Source organism: Mediterraneibacter sp. 210702-DFI.5.30, assembly GCF_020560115.1.
GTDB lineage: Bacteria > Bacillota > Clostridia > Lachnospirales > Lachnospiraceae > Mediterraneibacter > Mediterraneibacter faecis.
The window spans coordinates 1-21,827 of the sequence record NZ_JAJCME010000015.1; the positions used below are offsets into that span (position 1 = coordinate 1).

General features: G+C 40.6%; 22 protein-coding genes and 3 tRNA genes. 22 read left to right on the forward strand and 3 right to left on the reverse strand.

Features of this window, described 5'->3' with window-relative positions; all coding sequences use genetic code 11:
• Positions 1-82: 82 nt before the first annotated feature.
• The 9 genes from LI126_RS12835 (at position 83) to rsmI (ending at position 6,216) form a co-directional block, all read left to right on the forward strand.
• Positions 83-156, forward strand: a tRNA-Met gene (locus tag LI126_RS12835).
• Positions 157-176: 20 nt separating this feature from the next.
• Positions 177-249 (forward strand) — tRNA-Phe (locus LI126_RS12840).
• A gap of 32 nt (positions 250-281) precedes the next feature.
• Positions 282-354, forward strand: a tRNA-Lys gene (locus LI126_RS12845).
• 117 nt (positions 355-471) lie between these two features.
• Positions 472-1,908, forward strand: a complete 1,437-nt coding sequence (locus tag LI126_RS12850) for an aminotransferase class I/II-fold pyridoxal phosphate-dependent enzyme (protein ID WP_227165524.1) — start codon at positions 472-474, stop codon at positions 1,906-1,908.
• A 65-nt stretch (positions 1,909-1,973) separates the two neighbouring features.
• Positions 1,974-2,558, forward strand: coding sequence for a guanylate kinase (locus LI126_RS12855; protein WP_020436771.1), 585 nt, complete (start codon positions 1,974-1,976; stop codon positions 2,556-2,558).
• Between the two features lie 130 nt (positions 2,559-2,688).
• On the forward strand, positions 2,689-3,684 hold the full coding sequence (gene holB, locus LI126_RS12860) for a DNA polymerase III subunit delta' (RefSeq protein ID WP_155204991.1): 996 nt from the start codon (positions 2,689-2,691) through the stop codon (positions 3,682-3,684).
• A gap of 4 nt (positions 3,685-3,688) precedes the next feature.
• Positions 3,689-4,603: a PSP1 domain-containing protein gene (locus LI126_RS12865; RefSeq protein WP_055158361.1), complete on the forward strand. Its 915-nt coding sequence runs from the start codon at positions 3,689-3,691 to the stop codon at positions 4,601-4,603.
• Positions 4,593-5,336, forward strand: a complete 744-nt coding sequence (locus tag LI126_RS12870) for a tRNA1(Val) (adenine(37)-N6)-methyltransferase (protein WP_227165525.1) — start codon at positions 4,593-4,595, stop codon at positions 5,334-5,336. The genes LI126_RS12865 and LI126_RS12870 overlap by 11 nt, the downstream gene beginning before the upstream one ends.
• A 31-nt stretch (positions 5,337-5,367) precedes the next feature.
• Complete coding sequence (gene rsmI / locus LI126_RS12875) at positions 5,368-6,216, forward strand: 16S rRNA (cytidine(1402)-2'-O)-methyltransferase (protein ID WP_015529429.1); 849 nt, start codon at positions 5,368-5,370, stop codon at positions 6,214-6,216.
• Between the two features lie 45 nt (positions 6,217-6,261).
• Here the strand turns inward: rsmI and LI126_RS12880 are convergent, their stop codons facing one another.
• The gene (locus LI126_RS12880) at positions 6,262-6,918 is read right to left on the reverse strand and encodes an ABC transporter ATP-binding protein (protein ID WP_118085444.1); all 657 of its coding nucleotides are present in this window, start codon (positions 6,916-6,918) and stop codon (positions 6,262-6,264) included.
• Positions 6,919-7,060: 142 nt separating this feature from the next.
• Here LI126_RS12880 and LI126_RS12885 point away from each other — a divergent pair, with 142 nt between their 5' ends.
• From LI126_RS12885 to LI126_RS12910, 6 genes are all read left to right on the forward strand, one after another.
• Positions 7,061-8,815 carry a DUF885 domain-containing protein gene (locus tag LI126_RS12885; RefSeq protein WP_155204983.1) on the forward strand — a complete coding sequence of 585 codons (1,755 nt, stop codon included), beginning with the start codon at positions 7,061-7,063 and terminating at the stop codon, positions 8,813-8,815.
• Positions 8,816-8,937: 122 nt separating this feature from the next.
• Positions 8,938-9,531, forward strand: coding sequence for a phosphodiesterase (gene yfcE, locus LI126_RS12890; RefSeq protein ID WP_020436776.1), 594 nt, complete (start codon positions 8,938-8,940; stop codon positions 9,529-9,531).
• A complete protein-coding gene (locus tag LI126_RS12895) occupies positions 9,507-10,526 on the forward strand; it encodes an NYN domain-containing protein (protein WP_020436777.1) in 1,020 nt (339 codons plus the stop codon). The genes yfcE and LI126_RS12895 overlap by 25 nt, the downstream gene beginning before the upstream one ends.
• Positions 10,527-10,563: 37 nt before the next feature.
• Positions 10,564-11,097 carry a hypothetical protein gene (locus tag LI126_RS12900; protein WP_117499301.1) on the forward strand — a complete coding sequence of 178 codons (534 nt, stop codon included), beginning with the start codon at positions 10,564-10,566 and terminating at the stop codon, positions 11,095-11,097.
• 36 nt (positions 11,098-11,133) lie between these two features.
• On the forward strand, positions 11,134-12,705 hold the full coding sequence (locus LI126_RS12905; RefSeq protein WP_227165526.1) for an FAD-binding protein: 1,572 nt from the start codon (positions 11,134-11,136) through the stop codon (positions 12,703-12,705).
• Positions 12,702-13,379 (forward strand): 2Fe-2S iron-sulfur cluster-binding protein, encoded by a 678-nt coding sequence (locus tag LI126_RS12910; RefSeq protein ID WP_196021678.1) that lies wholly within the window; start codon positions 12,702-12,704, stop codon positions 13,377-13,379. The genes LI126_RS12905 and LI126_RS12910 overlap by 4 nt, the downstream gene beginning before the upstream one ends.
• A gap of 170 nt (positions 13,380-13,549) precedes the next feature.
• Here the strand turns inward: LI126_RS12910 and LI126_RS12915 are convergent, their stop codons facing one another.
• Complete coding sequence (locus LI126_RS12915; RefSeq protein WP_055148348.1) at positions 13,550-14,416, reverse strand: LysR family transcriptional regulator; 867 nt, start codon at positions 14,414-14,416, stop codon at positions 13,550-13,552.
• A gap of 231 nt (positions 14,417-14,647) precedes the next feature.
• Here LI126_RS12915 and LI126_RS12920 point away from each other — a divergent pair, with 231 nt between their 5' ends.
• The 3 genes from LI126_RS12920 (at position 14,648) to ttdB (ending at position 17,545) form a co-directional block, all read left to right on the forward strand.
• Positions 14,648-15,913, forward strand: a complete 1,266-nt coding sequence (locus tag LI126_RS12920; RefSeq protein WP_055148349.1) for an SLC13 family permease — start codon at positions 14,648-14,650, stop codon at positions 15,911-15,913.
• 106 nt (positions 15,914-16,019) lie between these two features.
• Positions 16,020-16,919 carry a L(+)-tartrate dehydratase subunit alpha gene (gene ttdA, locus LI126_RS12925; RefSeq protein ID WP_015529419.1) on the forward strand — a complete coding sequence of 300 codons (900 nt, stop codon included), beginning with the start codon at positions 16,020-16,022 and terminating at the stop codon, positions 16,917-16,919.
• Positions 16,919-17,545 (forward strand): L(+)-tartrate dehydratase subunit beta, encoded by a 627-nt coding sequence (ttdB, locus tag LI126_RS12930; protein ID WP_015529418.1) that lies wholly within the window; start codon positions 16,919-16,921, stop codon positions 17,543-17,545. Before ttdA ends, ttdB begins: the two co-directional genes overlap by 1 nt.
• Before the next feature lie 226 nt (positions 17,546-17,771).
• On the opposite strand, the gene upp is transcribed toward ttdB, so the two are convergent.
• On the reverse strand, positions 17,772-18,401 hold the full coding sequence (gene upp, locus LI126_RS12935) for a uracil phosphoribosyltransferase (protein WP_020436784.1): 630 nt from the start codon (positions 18,399-18,401) through the stop codon (positions 17,772-17,774).
• Positions 18,402-18,666: 265 nt separating this feature from the next.
• On the opposite strand from upp, the gene udp reads away from it, so the two are divergent.
• The 4 genes from udp to LI126_RS12955 all read left to right on the forward strand — a co-directional run bounded on the left by udp (position 18,667) and on the right by LI126_RS12955 (position 21,815).
• Positions 18,667-19,449, forward strand: a complete 783-nt coding sequence (udp, locus tag LI126_RS12940; RefSeq protein ID WP_055148351.1) for a uridine phosphorylase — start codon at positions 18,667-18,669, stop codon at positions 19,447-19,449.
• Positions 19,446-19,910: a cytidine deaminase gene (locus tag LI126_RS12945; RefSeq protein WP_226862442.1), complete on the forward strand. Its 465-nt coding sequence runs from the start codon at positions 19,446-19,448 to the stop codon at positions 19,908-19,910. Before udp ends, LI126_RS12945 begins: the two co-directional genes overlap by 4 nt.
• A 42-nt stretch (positions 19,911-19,952) precedes the next feature.
• A complete protein-coding gene (add, locus tag LI126_RS12950) occupies positions 19,953-20,939 on the forward strand; it encodes an adenosine deaminase (RefSeq protein WP_055148352.1) in 987 nt (328 codons plus the stop codon).
• Between the two features lie 63 nt (positions 20,940-21,002).
• Positions 21,003-21,815: a purine-nucleoside phosphorylase gene (locus LI126_RS12955; protein ID WP_055148354.1), complete on the forward strand. Its 813-nt coding sequence runs from the start codon at positions 21,003-21,005 to the stop codon at positions 21,813-21,815.
• Positions 21,816-21,827: the final 12 nt, after the last annotated feature.

The window sequence follows — 21,827 nt, forward strand, 5'->3', positions numbered from 1 at the left end:
CAGAGCAGCTGATTTGTAATCAGCAGGTTATCGGTTCGAGTCCGATCATCGGCTTTTCTCTTTTGGGAAATTAATTTAATATCGCGGGATGGAGCAGTCTGGAAGCTCGTCGGGCTCATAACCCGAAGGTCGCAGGTTCAAATCCTGCTCCCGCAACTCAGACTTTTATAGTCTATGCCCAGATAGCTCAGTTGGTAGAGCAGAGGACTGAAAATCCTCGTGTCACTGGTTCGATTCCGGTTCTGGGCATTTTTATTTGCAAAAAGTGAATAAAATGATACGGGCGTGTAGCTCAGGTGGTAGAGCACTTGACTTTTAATCAAGTTGTCCGGGGTTCGAATCCCCGCACGCTCACTGAAAGAAAGCAGTAATCTATTATGATTACTGCTTTTAACTTTATATAAATAAAATATGGCACCAGGAGAATCTATCATTATTCAGATAGGTTCTTTTTACAAATAAGAGGTTATTATGGAATATTTATATGAAAAATTAACTGCATATGGAAATTCAGATTATTATGCATTTCATATGCCTGGACATAAGCGTAACATGGAGCTCATGAGAGCCAGGTTACCATATAATATTGATATAACAGAGATAGATGGATTTGATGATCTTCATCATGCAGAAGAACTGTTGAAAGAATTACAGGAGAATGCAGCCAGAGTATTTCATGCGGAAGAGACGCATTATCTGATTAATGGGAGTACAGTCGGACTTTTGAGTGCAGTGATGGGATGTACGGAGCGTGGTGGTAGAATCTTGATGGCAAGAAATTGTCATAAATCGGTATACAATGCGGTATATATAAATGAATTACGCCCAGTATATATTTATCCGGAGTTTTCGGAAGAGACAGATCTTAATGGTGAGATCCATGTAGACCAGATAAAGAAGTTACTTGAAGAATATGAAGATATTCAGGCGGTTGTCATTGTTTCACCGACTTATGAAGGAGTCGTGTCGGATATTGAAGCAATTGCGGAAATTGTGCATGAATATAAGATTCCGCTGATCGTCGATGAAGCGCATGGTGCACATTTTGGATTTCATTCATATTTTCCGCAAAATGCGAATACACGGGGGGCTGATGTGGTGATCCACAGTCTTCACAAGACACTTCCGTCTTTAACTCAGACAGCATTGCTTCATATAAATGGGAGATATGCTGATCGTGAAAGGATAAGAAATTATTTGCATATGCTTCAATCCAGCAGTCCTTCTTATATTTTAATGGCATCCATTGATGAGTGTGTCCGGGCAATGGATGAGTGCAGAGAAGAAATCATGGACACTTATGTTGAGTGTTTGCAGCAAGCAAGAGAGAGACTGAAGCAGTTAAAGAATATAAAATTAATTGAGGCAGAACATTATGACCGGTCGAAGATAGTATTATCTGTAAAAAATCTTAAGAATACAGATGGGGAAGTGTTGAATGGAAAACGATTTCAGGAAATGCTGAGATCTTATCATTTGGAGATGGAGATGGCTTCCGGGTCTTATGTGATTGCTATGACAGGACCGGGAGATACACAAGAAGGAATGGACAGATTGGTTCAGGCAGTGATGGAGATTGATAAAAATATTCTGTGCGAAGAGCTTTCAGGGAATGATGAGGATCATACTATAAAAAATATTTCTTATGAAATGATTCCATTAGAACAAGCATATTCTTCCTTTGAAGCAGGGAGAATGGAAGGCGAGAGTGTGAAATGGAATGAGGCATCAGGAAGAATCTCATTGGAATATGTCTATCTTTATCCACCGGGAATCCCAATGATTGTTCCTGGAGAGAGAATTACTTCTACTATTGTGCAAAAGATGGTAAAATATAAAGAGATGGGTTTTTCCATTGAAGGGCTAAGCCAGGAGAATTGTTTATTAGTTGCTGGGAATCCAGAATAAGGAACCGACAGGCTGGAAGTTGAGAATACGAATCCAGATGCATGTTTAAGAGCAGGAGAAAAAGTATGGGTAAAATATTTTATATTATGGGAAAAAGTGCTTCCGGGAAGGATACGATTTACAAAGAATTGATAGAAAAGATGCCCAAATTTCATTCAATCGTTCCATATACAACACGTCCAATGCGTGAGGGTGAGAAGGACGGAGTGGAATATTTCTTTGTCGATCAGGAACGATTTGATGAGATGATGGACGAGGAGAAAATCATCGAGTTTCGTTCTTACAATACAAAGTGTGGAATCTGGACTTATTTTACAGCAGATGATGGACAGATTGAATTGTGGCAGTATGATTATCTTGTGATCGGAACAATTGAGTCATATTATGCATTGAAAGAATATTTTGGTGATGATGTTATGGTTCCATTATATATAGAAGTAGAAGATGGATTAAGACTGTCGAGGGCGTTAGAAAGAGAACGGGCACAGACGAAACCGCAGTATGCAGAACTGTGCAGAAGATTTCTTGCAGATGCAGAAGATTTCTCGGAGGAGAATCTGGAAAGGGCGGGAATCAAGCGGAGATTTCAAAATATTGATAAGGAAACTTGTATGGAAGAAATTTTGCGAGAAATAAACGTGAATTTATGATATACTTAAATGGTAGTTCATAGTTTTGTAAGAAAATGATGTTAAAATTATGAATATACTATTGTTAGGTGGATAATTGTGAGAATATTATCCGCTAAAGATGAAATAAGATACACGGCAGGTGATAGAAATGAGTAGTTTTAAAGATGTAGTAGGGCACAAAAACATAATCAAGTATATTTCGAGCGCAGTTCAGGCTGATGCAGTATCGCATGCATATATTCTGAATGGCGAAAGGGGATCTGGGAAGCGGCTTCTTGCGAATCTTTTTGCTATGAGCCTGCAGTGCCAGAATCGTGCGGAAGACGGAGAGGCATGTGGAAAATGTCAATCCTGTAAACAGGCACAGAGCGGCAATCAGCCGGATATTATTAAGGTGACACATGAGAAACCGAATACGATCAGTGTTGATGATATTCGTACACAGGTTAATAATGATATCGTGATCAAGCCGTACAGCAGCAAGTATAAGATTTATATTATTCCAGAGGCAGACTTAATGAGTGCCCAGGCACAGAATGCATTGCTTAAGACAATTGAGGAGCCACCGGAATATGCGGTGATCATGCTTCTGACAGAGAATGCAGAGGCTTTACTGCCAACGATTCGTTCCAGATGCGTTATGATGAAACTTCGTAATATTAAAGATCAGCTCGTAAAGAAATATCTGATGGAGCAGATGGAGATTCCTGATTATAAAGCAGATGTCTGTGTAGCATTTGCCCAGGGAAATATGGGAAAAGCGATTATGCTTGCGACATCAGAATATTTCAATGAGATTAAGGAAGAAGTTGTACATTTACTTAGAAATATTGATGAGATGAATGTTTCAGAACTGATGGATGCAGTGAAAAAATGTATGACATATAAAATGGAGATTAACGACTATCTGGATATGATTGCAATCTGGTACAGAGATGTATTAATTTATAAGGCAACTAAGAATGTAGACAGAGTAGTATTTTCTGATCAGCTGAGATATATCAAGGCGCGTGCAAGTAAGAGCTCTTATGAAGGAATTGAGAATATTTTGAACGCAATTGAAAAGGCGAAAGCCAGACTGAAAGCAAATGTTAATTTTGAACTGACAATGGAACTGCTCTTGCTTACAATAAAGGAGAACTAGATACATGACAAAAGTAATAGGAGTAAGATTCCGAACAGCGGGAAAGATTTATTTCTTTTCCCCGGGGGAGTTTGAAATCAAACAGGGGGATCACGTAATCGTGGAGACAGCACGGGGAATCGAGTACGGACGTGTTGTCAGTGCACCAAAAGAGGTGGACGATGATTCAGTGATTCAGCCTTTGAAGTCTGTGATTCGTATTGCAACAGAGCAGGACGAGAAGACGGTAGAGAAGAATCGTCAGAAAGAGAAAGAGGCTTTTAAGATTTGTCAGGAGAAGATCCGCAAGCATGGACTGGATATGAAACTGATTGAAGCAGAATATACTTTTGATAATAATAAAGTCCTGTTTTATTTTACAGCGGACGGACGTATTGATTTTCGTGAACTTGTAAAGGATCTGGCAGCTGTGTTCAGAACAAGAATTGAGCTTCGTCAGATTGGGGTCAGAGATGAGACGAAGATCCGCGGAGGAATTGGTATCTGTGGACGTCCATTATGCTGCAGCACATATCTGACAGAGTTTGCAGCGGTATCAATCAAGATGGCAAAGGAACAGAACCTGTCTCTGAATCCGACAAAGATTTCAGGGGTCTGCGGAAGATTGATGTGTTGCCTGACGAATGAGGAAGAGACTTATGAAGTGCTTAACAGTCAGTTACCTTCTGTTGGAGATAATGTGACAACAAGTGATGGATTGACTGGAACAGTACATTCTTTGAGTGTACTTCGCAGACTTGTGAAAGTTATTGTTAATCTGGAGAATGACGAGAAAGAGATTCGCGAGTATAAAGCGGATGATCTGAAATTCCGTCCGAGAAGAAAGAAACAGAAAGTATCGAAAGAAGAGCAGAAGAAACTTGCTGCACTTGAGCGGATGGAGAAGAAAGAGGGAGCTTCGAAGTTAGATGATAAATAATCTGAGACCAGGCGAACGTCTGGATGATCTGCAGCTTGGAGGATTAGAATTGATCCAGAATCCTTCAAAATTCTGTTTTGGAGTGGATGCAGTATTTCTCTCTGATTTTGCAAAAATAAAGCCGGGAGAGACCGTGCTTGATATGGGAACCGGGAATGGAATCATCCCGGTTCTACTTGCAGGAAAGACGAAAGGAAAGCATTTTACAGGGCTTGAGATACAGGCTGAGACTGCAGAAATGGCAAGACGCAGTGTTGCACATAACCATCTGGAAGACAGAATTAGCATTGTAACCGGAGATATTAAAGAGGCGGCAGAACGATTTAAGCCAGCCTTTTTTGATGTGATCACAACGAATCCGCCTTATATGTTAGCGGATCATGGACTTCGGAATCCAGATGACAGTAAGGCAATTGCACGGCATGAGGTGTTGTGTACATTAGATGATATTTTAAGAGAAAGTATGCGGCTTCTTCAGGATAAAGGCAGATTTTATATGATCCACAGACCGTTCCGGCTGACAGAGATTTTGACGAAGATGCATGAATATAAGATTGAACCGAAACGGATTCAGTTTATTCATCCGTATATAGATAAAGAACCGACAATGGTTCTGGTGGAAGGAATGCGTGGGGCAAAACCCAGAGTGACAATAGAGCCACCAATTATTATGTATGCGAAGGATGGAACTTTACTGCAGAAGAACGGAAATAATTCTGAAAAACAAAGGTAACTGAACAGTTACAAAGTCATGGGAGATGAAGATGGCAGGAACATTATATTTGGTAGCAACACCGATTGGAAATCTGGAAGATATGACATTTCGTGCGATCAGAACATTGAAAGAGGTGGATCTGATCGCAGCAGAAGATACAAGAAACAGTATTAAGCTGTTAAATCATTTCGAAATACAGACACCAATGACAAGTTATCATGAATATAACAAGTTTGATAAAGGTCGTAAACTGGTGGAGAAGCTGGAAGAAGGACTGGATATTGCGGTAATTACAGATGCAGGTACACCTGGGATCTCTGATCCGGGAGAAGAACTGGTGAAAATGTGTTATGAAACAGGGATTCGAGTAACTTCTGTTCCGGGACCGGCGGCATGTGTTACAGCGCTTACAATGTCAGGACTTCCGACAAGAAGATTTGCATTTGAGGCATTTCTTCCGACAGATAAGAAAGAGCGGGAAGAAGTTTTAAAAGAGATGGCTGCTGAGACAAGAACGATCGTAATGTATGAAGCACCGCATCGTCTGGTAAAGACTTTGAAACTTCTTTCAGAGCGTCTGGGAGATCGAAAAGTAACGGTTTGCAGAGAACTGACCAAAAGGCATGAGACAGCATTTCAATCAACACTTGAAGGAGCAGTAGCTTATTATGAGGCGAATGATCCGAAGGGAGAGTGCGTGATTGTAATTGCAGGGAGAAGCCGGGAAGAAATCCGTCAGGAAGAAAAAGCGCGCTGGGAAGATATGAGTATCGAAGATCATATGGAGCATTATATTTCTCAGGGGCTCGATCGCAAAGAAGCAATGAAAAAGGTTGCGAAAGACCGCGGCGTTCAGAAGCGAGAAATTTATAATTACCTGGAGAAGCAAAAATCATAAGAAGCATGTTTTGAGAGTTGCCAGGGTAAAAAAGGAGAGGACAGCTTAAATGCTGTCCTCAATTACTTTTCCGTCTTTCATAAAAATGACACGAGAATTCAGGGAAACGGCTTCTTCGTAGTTATTTGTGACATAAAGAACCGTAATTCCAAGCTCTTTGTTAATCTTGAGAATATCATGGATCATATCTTTCCGAAGATCATCATCCTGATGGGCAAAATCTTCATCTACAAGCAGAACTTTTGGATGGCAGACAATAGCCCGACCGAGTGCAACACGCTGGCGCTCAGAATCAGAAATAGAACGAATTTTTTTCGTAAGAATGTCTGAAATTCCAAGAAAAGCGGCAGCAGTCTTTACGCGGGTATTGATAACTGTACGCGGAAGATCACGAAGCTTCAGTCCAAGTGCCATATTATCATAGACATTCATGTGCTTATAGAGAATGTAATTCTGAAATGCCATGGCAAGCTTCCGGTCGCGTGGAAGAATGTCATTTAAAAAGGTATTATCAAGATAGATCTTTCCGGAAGTAATATCTTCCAGGCCGCCAATCATACGTAAAATTGTAGATTTTCCGCATCCGCTTGGTCCGTGGAATACAACAAATTCACCGTCCTCGATCGAGAGGCTGACATCGTCTACAGATACGAATCCGTTCGGATATACTTTTTTCAAATGTTCAAATATTAAGCTGGCCATACACAACGCCTCCTGTATCTTATATAGTTGTATTTTATCACAAATAAAGAGGGGATGCATTACTGTTTGGAAACAAATTTCAGCGATGTATAAATAAGGAAGCCAATGCATAAAATTAGAGAAATAACTGTCGGAGTCTGCTATGTTGATTCAATTTTGGAAAAGGCGGAAGAAGCAGTGTGTAAGTATTGTATGTAGTATCAGTATTCTTTTCAGTGCTATTTTCTTTTTAAACGGTTGTGAAGCAACATTTTTAGAAGAAAAAAAGAGCAGTAAAGATGTGGAGAATGAAAGATTTACATCGTTTACAGAAAAATTGTTTTGCAAAGAGGTGGCTGCAAGCCAGATCAGTCTGCACTATACATTAAAAGAGCCAGAAGCGTATGGGATTGATAAAGCGGATACAGCATATGGAACGATACAGACAGACAGTACTCAGATTAAGACAGCAGCGGAGAATATACAGCAGGCATTGTATGCATTTTCTTATGAAAAACTGAATGTAAAGAATAAAATTACATACGATCTGTTAAAGCAATATCTGAGAAGTTTGAGAGAAGAAGCAGATTATCTGTATTATGAAGAACCGTTAAATACAGTCAATGGAGTACAGACGCAGATTCCAATTGTATTATCTGAATATCAGTTTTATGACAGGACAGATGTGGAGGTGTATCTGGATGTTTTAAGTGAGACAAGGGATTATTTTCAACAGATCATTGCATTTGAAAGAGAAAAAGCAGACAAAGGATTGTTTTTGTCAGATGAAATGGCGGATCAGGTGTTAGAACAATGTAATGCATTTCTTGCAATGGGAAATGGAAATTATCTGTACTCGACATTTGTGTCCAGAATTGGTGAATTACAGGAACTGTCTGAAAAAGAAAAGAGTGATTATATTCAGCAGAACGCCAGGCAGATGGAAGAGCAGGTTTGTCCGGCGTATGAGGATTTGATACAGGCGGTTAAGGAATTGAAAGGGAAGGGAACGAATGAAAAGGGATTGTGTTATTTTCCGGAAGGGAGAAAATACTACGAATGGTATATACAGCAGAGTGTAGGAGTGACAGACACGATTCAAGAGCTTGAGCAACTAACACGAAGACAAATTTCAGAAGATATTACCGGTATGGAAGAAGCAGTCAACGAAGCGAAGCAGGCAGCAGCAATATTGGAAGATAGGAAAGCAGAAAGAATTTTAGAAAAGTTAAAAAAAGGGATAGGGACTGCATTTCCTGAGATTCCAAAAACTTCTCTGCAGATAAAATATGTACCGGAGGAAATGCAGGAACATTTAAGTCCCGCATTTTATATGATACCGGCAATTGACTATACAGAAGAAAATGTAATTTATGTAAACCAAATACAGATGCGAGATGATTTGGCACTGTTTACAACGTTGGCACATGAGGGGTATCCGGGACATCTGTATCAGACAATATTTTTTGAAAGCACGAATCCTGATCCCATCAGGAGTATTTTAAATTTTGGCGGATATGTAGAAGGCTGGGCAACTTATGCGGAGATGTGCAGCTATTATCTGATGCCGTTATCTAAGACTCAGGCAGCAATTCTTCAGAAGAACAGTTCAGTGATTCTTGCACTTTATGCATTGGCAGATATGGGAATTCATTACGAAGGATGGAGCAGAATGGACACAGTAGAATTTTATGCGAGATACGGAATTAAAGATGCCGAAACGGTTGATAAAATCTATAATCTGATTCTGGGATCGCCGGGAAATTATTTGAAATATTATATCGGATATATAAAATTTCTGGAGTTGAAAAAGGAATGGATAAAATCTGGAAATCAATCCCAGAAAGAATTCCATAAAGCTGTGCTGAGTGTGGGTCCGGCGCCTTTTGAAATTGTAGGAAAATATTTTTCTCTGTGATTCATTCTGTGTTATAATATCCACAGGCACAAAATAATAAGAGGCGGTGTCTCAAGAAAAGAGTCACTGCTTTTTTCATTTATTATAGAGAAACTATTTAGAAAGACAGGAGGACGTGAAAAATGAAATTAATGATTGCATCTGACATCCATGGTTCAGCGTTTTATTGCGAACAGATGATTGAGGCTTATAAAAGAGAAGGCGCAGACAAATTATTATTGTTAGGGGATATTCTTTATCATGGACCGAGAAATGATCTGCCGGAAGGATATGCACCGAAGACAGTGATCGCAATGCTTAATCCAATGAAGAAAGAACTTCTTTGTGTGAGAGGAAATTGTGATACAGAAGTGGATCAGATGGTATTGGAGTTCCCAATTCTGGCAGATTATTGTTATCTGAATCTGTCAGGAGATCCGGAAGAAAAGAACAGTGATGTTACAATATTTGCAACACACGGACATGTGTATAATCCACATAAGCTTCCGATGCTGAAAGACGGAGATATTCTTTTGAACGGACATACGCATATTCCGGCATGTGAGGAAATCCTTGATATGAACGGTGGAAAATATCAGTACTTAAATCCAGGTTCTGTCTCGATTCCGAAAGAAGGATCCGAGCACAGTTATATGATTTATGAAAACGGTGTATTTACATGGAAGAATCTTGCAGGAGAGGAGTATCAGACATGGAAGACCGTTTCGCACTCTTAATCGATGCGGATAATGTATCCGCAAAATATATTAAGCCAATCCTGGATGAATTATCTAAATATGGAAACGTGACTTACAAACGAATTTACGGAGACTGGACAAAGTCAAACAGTGCGAGTTGGAAGGAAGAACTTCTTCAAAATTCTATTACGCCGATTCAGCAGTTCAGTTATACACAGGGAAAGAATTCTACAGATTCTGCCATGATCATTGATGCAATGGACATGCTCTATACAAGTGAATTGGAGGGGTTCTGTCTGGTATCAAGTGACAGTGATTTTACAAAGCTTGCAAGCCGGCTTCGTGAAAGTGGAAAGATGGTAATCGGAATGGGCGAGGACAAGACACCGCTTCCGTTCCGTAAAGCCTGTGATATCTTCACCGTATTAGAGGTGCTTCTGGAAGACAACACGATAGAGAAGGAAGAGAGCGAAGGAAAGTCTTATCATCCGCATGTGTTTGGAAGGGGACAGAAGAAAATTTCCGGTGCTTCATTATCATCGTCGAATGGAAGAGGTTCAAAAGAAAAGATTGAAAAGGTATCAAAGGAAAAAATAGAAGAAATCGTGGTTAAGATCATTACGGAAAACCAGAATAACGACAGGGAAACCGGGCTTGGTGAAGTTGGAAGCCGGCTGGTCAAAGTATATCCGGACTTTGATGTTCGACGTTATGGTTACAGTTTGTTATCCAAGTTCCTTGAAACTTTACCGAAATTAAAGCTGATCCAGGAAGGAACGAAAGTTTCGGTTACTCTGTATGAAGATAAGAGTAAGAAAGATATGCTTGAAGAGTATATTATCCGACAGATCCAGATGACAGGGGATCAGGGGATCTCTCTTGGAACACTGGGGAATCGAATTCGTATTCAGTTTGGTGATTTTAAAGTACGGGATTATGGATACTCACAATTTAAGCAGTATATACAAAGTTTTCCAAAGGTAGAATTGATCGAAGATGGAGAGCGTACCCGCGCTGTTTATGTGGAAGATTAAAAGTAGAGAGAATAAGATACAGAAGGGGTGCTGATTAATGATAAAGAAATGGAACGCAGTATGTTCCTGGATGCTTACGTTATTCTTACTTGGACATATGCTTACCATGTCCATTCCTGTGTTGACAGGTGGACAGGATTATTCTGATTGTCAGATACTCGCAGGAGGGATTGTGGCGACAGTTTTGATTCATGTAGTTCTTTGTATTGTAAGTTATTATCCAAGACGTGGAGTACTTAATTTTCACAGATACAGGAAAGAGAATTGGAGATTAATTACGCAGAGAATCAGTGGAATTGTTATACTGATTTTATTGTATCCACACATGAGAGTACTTCATCTTATAATAAGTGGAGCAACATTTTCTGGTGGAGCAAAGTTTCTTGTATTAGTGACGGAGATTCTCTTTGCAGGTGCGGCATTTCTGCATCTGAGTGTATCGTTCAGCCGTTCTATGCTGACGCTTGGTTTGTTGAAGAACGATAGGATGGAGAAGCTTGTGGATTATGTAACATGGATCATCTGTGGATTATTAATGGTTCTTACGGTGGCTGCGCGGATAAGATTGTAGGAACAGGTGAGATTTTTAGGAAAGAGAAGATGACAAATGAAGGTATTGATTATAGGAAATGGAATTGCCGGGATGTCTGCTGCAATAGAAGCAGCAGAACTTGATGATGAGGTAATTCTTGTATCACCGATTCAGTCAGAACGTACACAGTCAGTTATGGCAGCAGAAGGAATCAATGCAGTAGTTGATACCGCAGAGGAGGATTCTGTAGTGTGGCATGCGAATGATACGCTGGAGAGTGGGTGTTTTCTTGAAAAAGAAGAGGATGTGAGAAATCTCTGTGAGAAAGCACCGGAACATCTGAAATGGCTGGATGAGATGGGAGTTCTTTTTGATCGAAATGAAGATGATACATGGAAAGTGAAAGCTTCCGGAGGACAGAGTAGAAAAAGGACTGTTTATTCAGGTAATTCCATTGGAAAACAGATTGTTACGGCAATGACACAGAAATGCCTGGAGTATGAGATTAAAGGTAAAATAGAAAAGAAAATCGGATTGTATTTTTATTCCGCTCTTATTCGGGATGAAAAGTGTTATGGAGCGTTATTTTATAATCCAGAATCTAAAATGTTGATTCCGGTTTATGCGGATGCAGTAATCTGTGCTACCGGTGGAATGAACAAGCTATATGGAAAAACCACTGGATCTGAATTAAATGATGGTTATGTGACAGGAAAGCTTTTTTTACAGGGAGTGCAGCTGAGAAATCTCGAATTTATCCAGTATTATCCGACTACGGTTCAGAGAGGAAATAAGAGGGTTATAATTTCGGAATCTGTCAGAAGTGAAGGTTGGAGACTTTATTATAAGAATAGAAGCCACAGTGTTTATTTTATGGAAGAAAAGTATGGTACGGAAGGCAATCTGATGTCAAGAGATCTTGTCGCAAGAGAAATTGCAATGTGTCCCGGACAGGTTTATCTGGAGACTGCAAAAGAATCGATCCCTGTAACGCCGGCAATCCATTTCTTTATGGGTGGTATTAAAGTGGACGGAATGCATCAGACGAATATTGCAGGATTGTATGCTGTGGGAGAAGCTGCGTCAAAATATCATGGTGCAAATTGCCTTGGTGGAAATTCATTGATGACAGCAGTTCATTCGGGAAGAACAGCAGCGCATGCGGTGCATGAGGGACAGGGTCAGCCGATGTGCGAAGAATTGTTTGTTCCTTATATTGAGCATGAGCAGGAGAAAATTGATCGTATGGAACAGATGTCAGAGTATCGGGGCAAGTATTCAGCGACAGCAACACTGCGTAAATTAATGAAGATCATGAGTTATGGCATGGATTTGATCCGTGATGGAGAAGTTCTTCAGGATAGTATTTACGCATTGGATTCCAGCTTGAATGAGCTGAGGACATTTCCGATTGATCCAATGGTATCTGTTTATGAAAATTACAGATTATATCCGATGGCTGTTCTTGGAAAAGCGACACTTATGAGTGCTGTGGAAAGACGTGAATCAAGAGGAGCTCATTTCCGAAAAGATTTTCCAGGTGAAAAATCAGAATTCATGAAATGTTCCGTTGCAGAGTTTAAAGACGAAAAAATCAGGATTTATTTTGAACAGGAGTCAGGAGAAAAGGGAGGCGCTGTGAGATGAAAGTAAGAATCAAAAGACAGGATGACCGAAGATCAGCGCCGTATTGGCAAGTTTTTCATTTCAGAGGAGAGGGAAGAATTACAGTAGCCGCGATTCTCGAGAAGTTAAATGAACGTGACCAGCTGGAAGATATCAAAGGAAAACAATGTAGAAAAATCCGTTGGGAATGTGGTTGTATGCAGAAAATGTGCGGAAGTTGTGCAATGGTGATCAACGGGCATCCGGCATTGGCATGTGGAGTGTTCATTAATACAGATGATACAGAGATTTTAAGGCTGGAACCACTTACAAAATTTCCGGTTGTGGAAGATCTGATTGTTGACAGATCTGTGATATGGGAACGCCAGAAGGAAGCACTGATGTACCTTGGAATTCGGAAACATCCAGATCCGAAAGAGCATGATCATCAGTATTCGGCAGCAAAGTGTCTGAAATGTGGACTTTGTCTGGAAGTATGTCCGAGTTATCTTGGGGCAAAAGATGATTTCTATGGCGCAGAGTTTGCAAATAATGCGTATCTTCTGCATTCTTCCAGTCTGAATCGAAAGCGGGCATTGGAGAAACAGTATGAAGAACATTTTGCGAAGCAATGTTCGAAATCACTGGCATGCAGAGATATCTGTCCGGCGCACCTGCAGACGTTGTCGTCGATTTCTTATATGAATAGAAGATAAGAAATGAGTCGGGTATTATTCGCTGGATGCGGTTTCTCAGTGAGAAATGCAAGGAGAACTTAAAGAAAATGGCAGAAAAAGAGAATTAAAATCTATAAGGGGCGGGTACAGTACAATGTATCCGCCTTTAAAAATTAATGAGTTGTTAAATAAATTGATTGGCATAACGATTAATAATTCTTCAAATATCTAATAACTTTTTCGGTCACAGCGTTCTGATACTTTCCTTTTCTCCAGATAACACCAATACGCTGTTCAATTGCCGGAAAGACAGGTATCCCGACAAGATCAGGGTACATATCTACCATAGATTTATATAAAAAGCAGCCAATCTTATCTGCCTTTACCATGTTGATCAGTGTTGTGATCTGACTGGTGTTCAGAACAATGTGTGGGTTTACTCCTGCGGCCTTGAACTGACGGGTAAGTGTCATAACCTGAACAGAATCAGTGTTAAACAGAACCAATGGCTCATCAGTCAGCATGTTTAAAAGAAGCGTGGATTGTTCTGCAAGTGGATGATCCTTTGATACGCAGAAGAGCAAATCTTCATTATCAATAATATGAAGGTTGCATTTATCAATCGCAGACTGTTCTGCATTGACAATCGCGAGGTCAAGTTTCTCCTCCAGAACAAGTTCACAGGCTTTGATCGATCCATATTCATATAGGCGGAAATCTACGTCAGGGAATTCTTCCTTCAAAGAAAGATACATATCCGGCAGGTAAATGGTTCCAAGCATTGGCGGGATTCCGATGCGGACAGGTGTAATCTGCTTACGGAGTTCGTGCAGTTCAGATCTGACAGCATCCGCATGAGCCAAAAGTTCTTCGGCATTTTGATAGAACTTTTCACCTTCCGGTGTCAGAGTCAGTTTATTATTGTTTCTATAGAAAAGATTCACGCCGAATTCTTCTTCCAAAGCTTTGATCGCGTTAGATACCGAAGGCTGGGTAACAAAAAGCTCTTTGGATGCGCGGGTGATGTTGTGGTATCTTGCAGCAACACAGAAATATTCGAGTTGTGTCAGTTTCATTTGTAAAAACCTCCTATATCTAAATTATTGCGTACTAAAGGTTTCCATAGTTTTTTCTTATAGTACCATATTTTTTTCAGAATGTACATTTTCGATTGTATTTTCTATAATACAACCATAGCAGAGAGGTAATCGAAACGGCCGGAAATTACTTAAAGCGAAGCTAAAAATAATAGCTGAAAAAGTTAAGAAGTAAAAGAAAAACAGAAACAAAGGAATGGAGGAAAACATATGAGTCCATCAACAATAACTCTTCTGTTTCTCCTGTTTGCGGTAATCATGTTTGTATTAGAAAAGATACCGCTTGGAGTAACATCAATGATTGTCTGTATCGGTCTTGTAGTGACTGGGGTTTTAGACGTGAAAACAGCCTTTGCAGGGTTCATTGACAGTAACGTAATCCTTTTTGTAGCAATGTTTATCGTAGGAGGTGCGTTATTTGAAACAGGAATGGCGAATAAAATCGGAGGAATTGTTACGAAGTTCGCCAAGACAGAAAGAATGCTGATCATTGCGATCATGGTGATCGTAGGATTGATGAGCGGAATCCTGTCAAACACAGGAACTGCAGCAGTTCTGATTCCGGTAGTTATCGGAATTGCAGCAAAATCAGGATACAAAAGATCCCGACTTCTGATGCCGCTTGTATTTGCAGCAGCAATGGGAGGAAATCTTTCCCTGATCGGTGCACCGGGAAACCTGATCGCACAGAGTGCACTCGGTGAAATCGGACTAAAATTCGGATTCTTCGAGTATGCAATTGTTGGTATGCCGATCCTGATCGTAGGAATTATTTTCTACGCAACAATTGGTTACAAACTGCTTCCAAGTCACGATGTGAAGGATGACGGAGCTTTTGATACAACAAAGAATTTCGATAATGTGCCGAAATGGAAACAGTGGTTATCACTGATTATCCTGGTATTTACATTGCTGGCAATGATTTTCGAAGATAAAATCGGTATCAAGCTTTGTATTTCCGGTGGAATCGGAGCACTGCTTCTGATTCTTACAGGAGTTATCTCAGAAAAAGATGCACTTAAGTCAATCGATCTTAAGACAATCTTCCTGTTCGGTGGTACACTTTCCCTCGCATCTGCTCTTCAGGAGACAGGAGCCGGAGAAGTGATCGCTAATAAAGTAATCGGAGCGTTGGGTGCGAACCCATCTCCATATATCCTGACACTTGTTGTATTCCTGCTGTGTTGTATCCTGACAAACTTCATGTCAAATACAGCAACAACAGCGCTGATGGTTCCAATCTGTCTTTCAATCGCACAGGGAATGGGAGCGGATCCAAGAGCTGTATTGATGGCTTGTGTAATCGGTGGTTCTTGCGCATATGCGACACCAATCGGAATGCCAGCAAATACAATGGTGGTTGGAGCCGGCGGATACAAGTTTATGGACTATGTAAAAGCAGGATTCCCATTGATCATCATTGCAACAGTTGTAAGTATGATTATCCTTCCAATCGCATTTCCATTCTTCCCGTAAGAAGACATGTTGTTGGAATGAGATATAAAAGAAACTATAAAACAATGAACTAACCTAATCATCAAAGTTACTGGAAATTGCAGCAGTAATGAAAGGAGACCTAAAAATGGATAAAAAAGCACAGGTAGAGCAGCTTACTACTTATATGGCGAACTTTGTTTCCTATATTGGTAAAGTACTGCCGGATGACATCAAAGCAAAGATTGACGAGCTTGCAGAAAAAGAAGACAGCCCGCTTTCAAAGGTTATTTATCAGACAATGCAGAAGAACCAGGTTCTTGCAAAAGAGCTGAACAGACCAAGCTGTCAGGACACAGGAGTATTACAGTTCTGGGTAAAATGCGGAACAAACTTCCCACTCATTGGAGAACTGGAAGCACTCTTAAAGGAAGCAGTTGTAAAGGCTACATTTGAAGCACCGCTTCGTCATAACAGTGTTGAGACATTTGATGAGTACAACACAGGAAAGAATGTAGGAAAAGGAACACCGACAGTATTCTGGGATATCGTACCGGATAGTGATCAGTGCGAAATCTATACATATATGGCAGGTGGCGGATGTACACTGCCAGGAAAAGCTATGGTTCTTATGCCAGGTGAAGGATACGAGGGAGTTACAAAATTTGTCCTTGATGTTATGACATCTTACGGACTGAATGCATGTCCTCCGCTGCTTGTCGGAGTCGGTGTTGCTACATCTGTTGAGACAGCAGCATTACTTTCCAAGAAAGCTCTTATGAGACCACTTGGAAGCCACAATGAAAACGAACGTGCAGCATCTATGGAGAAGCTGCTTGAGGATGGAATTAATGCGATTGGCCTTGGACCACAGGGAATGGGCGGAAAGTATTCTGTTATGGGAGTTCACATTGAGAATACAGCAAGACATCCATCTACAATCGGAGTTGCTGTTAATGTTGGATGCTGGTCACACAGACGTGGACACATTGTATTTGATAAGGACCTTAACTACACAATCACAACACATTCGGGGGTGACATTATAATGCTGGAAATAAAAGATGGAAAAAAGATTTTAACAACACCAGTCTCAGCTGAGGATCTCAAAGATATTCATGCAGGAGATATCATTTATCTGAACGGAAGCATGACAACTTGCCGTGACGTTGCACACAGAAGACTCGTTGAAGAAGGACGTGAGCTTCCGGTTGATGTAAAAGATGCAGCAATCTTCCACGCAGGCCCGATCATCAGACCACTTGAAAATGATAAATTTGAAATGGTTTCTGTAGGACCGACAACAAGTATGCGTATGGAAAAATTTGAGTATGAATTTGTAAAAGAGTCCGGAGTTCGTGTGATCATCGGAAAAGGTGGAATGAAAGAAAACACAGAGCGTGCATGTAAAGAATTCGGAGCAATCCACTGCGTATTCCCGGCAGGAAATGCTGTTGTTGCAGCAACAGAAGTTGAGGAAATCGTTGATGCTCAGTGGAGAGACCTCGGAATGCCTGAGACACTGTGGCACTGCCGCGTAAAAGAGTTCGGACCACTGATCGTATCTATTGATACAGAGGGACGTAACCTGTTTGAAGAGAACAAAGTAGTCTTCAATGAGAGAAAAGAAAAAGCGATCGAAGAAATCTGCAAACATGTAAGCTTTATTAAATAAGTTGTGTCAGGACATTAAAGTTTACTCGAAAAATCTGAGCCGCTCATGCCTGAAAAGCGACTCAGATTTATGAAATCAGAAATTAAACCAATTTTACTGCCATGTAAAAATATACCATAAAATATAAGCCAAATGATCTGTTCGGCCAGGGACAGATAAAAAAGATATCGGAGCACACGAAAAATGTAAGTGTGTTTCGATATCTTTTTTGTTTTGCAAAATCTATTTATTTTGTTCCGAAAATGCGATCCCCGGCATCCCCAAGTCCCGGACAGATGTAAGCATCTTTGTTCAGTTCTCTGTCAATATGTCCTACGTACAGCTGAATATCCGGATGTGCTTCCATCAGACGTTCTACGCCCTCCGGAGCAGCAATGATAGCCATGAATTTGATCTTCTTTCCGCCATGTTGTTTGATAAAATCAACAGCAGCAACAGCAGAACCACCTGTAGCAAGCATAGGATCTGTAACAACAATCAGACGTTCAGAGATTGGGCTTGGCAGTTTGCAGTAGTATTCGTGTGGCTCATGTGTCTCCTCATCACGATACAGACCAATATGACCAATCTTTGCAGTCGGGACTAAAGCCTGAAGACCGCTTACCATTCCAAGACCGGCACGTAAGATTGGTACAATAGCAAAGTTCTTGCCTGCAATCTGTGGTGTCATACATTTTTCAATCGGTGTTTCGACTTCCACATCTTCTAATGGAAGATCTTTTAAAGCCTCATATCCCATTAACATAGCAATTTCTTCTACCAGTGCACGAAATTCAGCAGTTCCTGTGTTTTTGTCTCTTAATCGGGAAATCTTATGCTGAATCAGTGGGTGCTTCATCTCAATTACATTATTCATTTTGAATTCCTCCATCCATTTTCTGCCCCCTATTATAACGAGTTTCTTGTTTTGAGACTACCCCTTTTTTTAATAAAAGGGACTTTCGAACAAGATTATTGAAAGTTTGTCAGTTTTATTTCATGCAATGAATAGGTAGCTTGAGTTTTACAAGATATTAGAGTAAAGTAATATTAAAAGAAGTCAAGAATTTCCACAGGTACTGTTCAAGGTAGTTGTGCCCTCAATGGCATAAGATATGAAGTGGTAGAGAGGTGAAAAAATTATGAAAAATTATTCAGAAGATCCGAGCAGACAATACCATATTCAGGTAGCAAAAGGAGAAGTTGGACGTTATGTGATCATGCCGGGAGATCCAAAACGTTGCGTTAAGATCGCACAGTATTTTGATGATCCGGTTTTGGTAGCAGATAACAGGGAGTATATTACTTATACAGGAACATTGGACGGAGTAAAGGTAAGCGTTACATCTACAGGTATTGGTGGCCCGTCTGCATCAATCGCTATGGAAGAGCTGTATAAATGTGGAGCAGATACTTTTGTAAGAATTGGAACATGTGGCGGAATGCAGACAGAGATTAAAAGTGGTGACGTTGTAATCGCAACAGGTGCGATCCGCATGGAAGGAACATCCAAAGAATACGCACCGATCGAGTATCCTGCAGTAGCAGATCTTGATGTTACAAATGCATTGGTTGCAGCAGCGAAAGAGAAAAACTTCACACATTATACAGGTGTTGTTCAGTCTAAAGACGCATTTTACGGACAGCATGAGCCAGAGAAAATGCCGGTAGGATATGAACTTATCAATAAATGGGAAGCATGGAAGATGATGGGATGCCTTGCATCTGAGATGGAATCAGCAGCAATGTTTATCTGTGCATCTAAATTAAGAGCAAGAGCAGGTTCTTGTTTTCTTGTTGTTGCAAATCAGGAAAGAGAGAAACTTGGTCTTGCGAATCCAGTTGTTCGTGATACAGATATGGCAATCCAGGTAGCCGTTGAAGCAATTCGCAAATTGATCAAAGCAGACCAGGAAAACAAATAAGAAAACAGGTAGTAGCATATGAAAGAAAAGAGGAGGCTGTGATGGAACAGGTTATGGTTGAGAAATTGATCGATACAGCGATTGAGCAACTTAAGTTTTCCTATACACCTTATTCGAATTTTAAAGTTGGGGCAGCGCTTTTAACAAAGAGCGGAAAGATCTATACAGGATGTAATATAGAAAATGCATCTTATACACCAACAAACTGTGCGGAGAGAACTGCATTTTTTAAGGCGGTAAGCGAAGGTGTTCGTGATTTTCAGGCAATCTGCATTGTCGGTGGCAAAGATGGAAAATTGACGGAATACACTGCGCCATGTGGTGTATGCCGTCAGGTCATGATGGAATTCTGTAATCCGAAGACATTTCAGATCATTCTTGCAGTGGATAAAGAACGATATGAAATTTATACTTTAGAAGAGCTGATGCCTCTTGGGTTTGGACCATTAAATTTGGTATAATATATACGAATTAAAAGCTGACAAAGGAAGGGGGATTTAACAATGACAAGGGAAGATATTATAAAATTGCCAAAGGTGGAATTGCACTGTCATCTGGACGGATCACTGAGTCGGGAATTTGTGGAAAAGAGATTGGGAAGACAGGTGGGAAAAGAAGAACTGAGTGTGTCAAATGACTGTACCAGTCTTGCAGAATACCTGGAAAAGTTTGATCTGCCGGGGCAATGCTTACAAGATGAAGAAGGTCTTGAAGAAGCCGGTTATGATGTGCTTAGAAGTATGAAACAGGAGAATGTGATTTATTCTGAAATCCGTTTCGCCCCCCTTCTTTCAGAGACAGATAATATGAATTGTAACAAAGTGATAGAAGCAGTCCTAAGAGGTCTTGAAAGAGGCAAGAAAGAGTTCGGAATTGACTTCGGCCTGATTGTATGTGCAATGCGGCATCACAGCGAAGAAATGAACTGGCGCATGATACGTACAGCGAGAGAATATCTTGGCTCAGGAGTGTGTGCAGCAGATCTTGCAGGAGCAGAAGCCATCTACCCTATGTCAGAGTTTAAAAATCTGTTCCAGAACACCCACAAGATTGGGATGCCGTTCACAATCCATGCAGGGGAGTGTGGAAGTGCTCAGAACATCATAGATTCCGTGGAAGCTGGGGCAAGAAGAATCGGTCATGGAATTGCAATGAGAGGGCATAGTGATCTGATCAAAGAACTTGCCGAAAAAGGAATCGGGATCGAGATGTGCCCAATCAGTAATCTGCAGACAAAAGCAGTAGCAGGACCGGAGAAATACCCGATCAGAGAGTTCTTGAATGGCGGTTTAAAAGTAACGGTCAATACGGACAATCGTACGGTCAGTGATACAACAATGACAAAGGAACTGGAATTTATTCAAAACACATACGGAATCCAAGATGATGAAATCTATCTTTTGATGAAGAATGCAGCAGATGTGGCTTTTGCGGAAAATTGTGTAAAAGATAAATTGTATCGGATAATGAGGGAAGTTTATGGCGCATAAGTATTTACACGAAATGTTACCGGTTTTCAAGTTCAGAAAACAAAGAAAAGGAGAGTGAAAATTATGTATAAGAAATTAGTTACATGTCTTGAAAGTGTAAGACAGAAAATAGATTTTAAGCCAGAAGTAGCACTGATCCTCGGATCCGGACTTGGAGACTTCGCAGATGGGATCAAGATTGAGCAGACCATCGATTATACAGAGATTGAAGGATTTCCGGTTTCTACAGTAAAGGGACATAAAGGACGCTTTGTATTTGGTTATGTAGAGGATACACCGGTTGTGATCATGCAGGGACGTGTTCACTATTATGAGGGATATAAGATGTCAGACGTTGTTCTTCCGACACGTCTGATGGGAATGCTTGGGGCGAAGAAGATTCTTCTTACAAATGCGGCAGGTGGATGCAATCCATCTTACAAAGCCGGTGATTTCATGATGATCACAGATCACATTACAACAGGAGTTCCAAGCCCGTTGATCGGACCGAATATAGATGAACTTGGAACGAGATTCCCGGATATGAGCGAAGTGTATAGCAAGCGTCTTCAGGATGTGATCCGCAAGTGTGCAGCGGAGTGTGGCGTTGAGATTCAGGAAGGTGTTTACGTTCAGTTTACAGGACCGAACTATGAGACACCGGCAGAGATAAGACTCGCACAGAGCTGGGGCGGAGATGCAGTCGGAATGAGCACAGCATGTGAGGCTATGGCAGCACGTCATATGGGTATGGAAATCTGCGGAATTTCCTGTATCACAAATATGGCAGCAGGAATCTCAAAAGTGGAACTGAATCATAAAGAAGTACAGGAGACAGCAGACCGTGTAGCAAAATCATTTAAGGAACTTGTTACAAAGGTCGTTGTAAACATGTAATGGGGTGTGATT

Excerpts from the sequence above, each read along its gene's own strand:
- LI126_RS12850 (WP_227165524.1), top strand. The coding sequence starts at position 472 with ATGGAATATTTATATGAAAAATTAACTGCATATGGAAATTCAGATTAT.
- LI126_RS12855 (WP_020436771.1), top strand. The coding sequence starts at position 1,974 with ATGGGTAAAATATTTTATATTATGGGAAAAAGTGCTTCCGGGAAGGAT.
- holB (WP_155204991.1), top strand. The coding sequence starts at position 2,689 with ATGAGTAGTTTTAAAGATGTAGTAGGGCACAAAAACATAATCAAGTAT.
- LI126_RS12865 (WP_055158361.1), top strand. The coding sequence starts at position 3,689 with ATGACAAAAGTAATAGGAGTAAGATTCCGAACAGCGGGAAAGATTTAT.
- LI126_RS12870 (WP_227165525.1), top strand. The coding sequence starts at position 4,593 with ATGATAAATAATCTGAGACCAGGCGAACGTCTGGATGATCTGCAGCTT.
- rsmI (WP_015529429.1), top strand. The coding sequence starts at position 5,368 with ATGGCAGGAACATTATATTTGGTAGCAACACCGATTGGAAATCTGGAA.
- LI126_RS12880 (WP_118085444.1), bottom strand. The coding sequence starts at position 6,918 with ATGGCCAGCTTAATATTTGAACATTTGAAAAAAGTATATCCGAACGGA.
- LI126_RS12885 (WP_155204983.1), top strand. The coding sequence starts at position 7,061 with ATGTTGATTCAATTTTGGAAAAGGCGGAAGAAGCAGTGTGTAAGTATT.
- yfcE (WP_020436776.1), top strand. The coding sequence starts at position 8,938 with ATGAAATTAATGATTGCATCTGACATCCATGGTTCAGCGTTTTATTGC.
- LI126_RS12895 (WP_020436777.1), top strand. The coding sequence starts at position 9,507 with ATGGAAGACCGTTTCGCACTCTTAATCGATGCGGATAATGTATCCGCA.
- LI126_RS12900 (WP_117499301.1), top strand. The coding sequence starts at position 10,564 with ATGATAAAGAAATGGAACGCAGTATGTTCCTGGATGCTTACGTTATTC.
- LI126_RS12905 (WP_227165526.1), top strand. The coding sequence starts at position 11,134 with ATGAAGGTATTGATTATAGGAAATGGAATTGCCGGGATGTCTGCTGCA.
- LI126_RS12910 (WP_196021678.1), top strand. The coding sequence starts at position 12,702 with ATGAAAGTAAGAATCAAAAGACAGGATGACCGAAGATCAGCGCCGTAT.
- LI126_RS12915 (WP_055148348.1), bottom strand. The coding sequence starts at position 14,416 with ATGAAACTGACACAACTCGAATATTTCTGTGTTGCTGCAAGATACCAC.
- LI126_RS12920 (WP_055148349.1), top strand. The coding sequence starts at position 14,648 with ATGAGTCCATCAACAATAACTCTTCTGTTTCTCCTGTTTGCGGTAATC.
- ttdA (WP_015529419.1), top strand. The coding sequence starts at position 16,020 with ATGGATAAAAAAGCACAGGTAGAGCAGCTTACTACTTATATGGCGAAC.
- ttdB (WP_015529418.1), top strand. The coding sequence starts at position 16,919 with ATGCTGGAAATAAAAGATGGAAAAAAGATTTTAACAACACCAGTCTCA.
- upp (WP_020436784.1), bottom strand. The coding sequence starts at position 18,401 with ATGAATAATGTAATTGAGATGAAGCACCCACTGATTCAGCATAAGATT.
- udp (WP_055148351.1), top strand. The coding sequence starts at position 18,667 with ATGAAAAATTATTCAGAAGATCCGAGCAGACAATACCATATTCAGGTA.
- add (WP_055148352.1), top strand. The coding sequence starts at position 19,953 with ATGACAAGGGAAGATATTATAAAATTGCCAAAGGTGGAATTGCACTGT.
- LI126_RS12955 (WP_055148354.1), top strand. The coding sequence starts at position 21,003 with ATGTATAAGAAATTAGTTACATGTCTTGAAAGTGTAAGACAGAAAATA.